At 43.0% G+C, this 563-nt stretch carries 1 protein-coding gene; it reads right to left on the bottom strand.

Annotated features, from left to right (window positions below; translation table 11 throughout):
• Nucleotides 1-81 precede the first annotated feature (81 nt).
• On the bottom strand, nucleotides 82-543 hold the full coding sequence (gene pyrI, locus R8N49_RS29360) for an aspartate carbamoyltransferase regulatory subunit (protein ID WP_005455107.1): 462 nt from the start codon (nucleotides 541-543) through the stop codon (nucleotides 82-84).
• Nucleotides 544-563: the final 20 nt, after the last annotated feature.

The following is a 563-nucleotide window of genomic DNA, read 5'->3' as shown; positions in this document are numbered from 1 at the left end:
AAACCTGCGGCAGGTAAAGAGCAAAATACCCTGCCAAGACAGGGTATTTCATGCGTATGAGAGTTCGGAGCGTTGGCGAGATTATCGCTCAGTCACAATCTCACGTGAGAATACTTTCTCACAGTATTTGCACTTCAAACGAATCTCTTCTTTCTTTTCGAAAACTTTAAAACTGCTTTCTACTGGCTCGTTGTGAGAGATACAGTTTGAGTTTGGACACTCAAACACGTTGTTGATTTTCTCTGGCAACTCTAGAGCCAGTTTTTTCACGACTTCGTAGTTTTCGATTTGGTTTACCGTCGCGTGCGGTGCGTACAGCGCCAGTTTGCTTGCTTGTTCTTCATTGATGAACACGTTCTCAATCTTCAGCAAGTCTTTGTGACCCAGAGCTGAAGATGGCAAGTTCAGACCAATCGTTACACGTTGAGAAGAATTGTGCATATCGAACAATTTCAGCACTTTGATACCAATTTGTGCTGGAATGTGGTCGATGACGGTGCCGTTTTTGATTGCTTCTACCTGCAATTGAGTTTCTTTAGCCATGTTTTTATCTCCTCGATTAC

It is taken from the genome of Vibrio sp. 1978 (genome assembly GCF_033344345.1).
This window is presented reverse-complemented; position numbering and strand designations above follow the sequence as displayed.

Bases quoted from the DNA above. Each gene is read 5' to 3' on its own strand.
- pyrI (WP_005455107.1), bottom strand. From the start codon at position 543: ATGGCTAAAGAAACTCAATTGCAGGTAGAAGCAATCAAAAACGGCACC.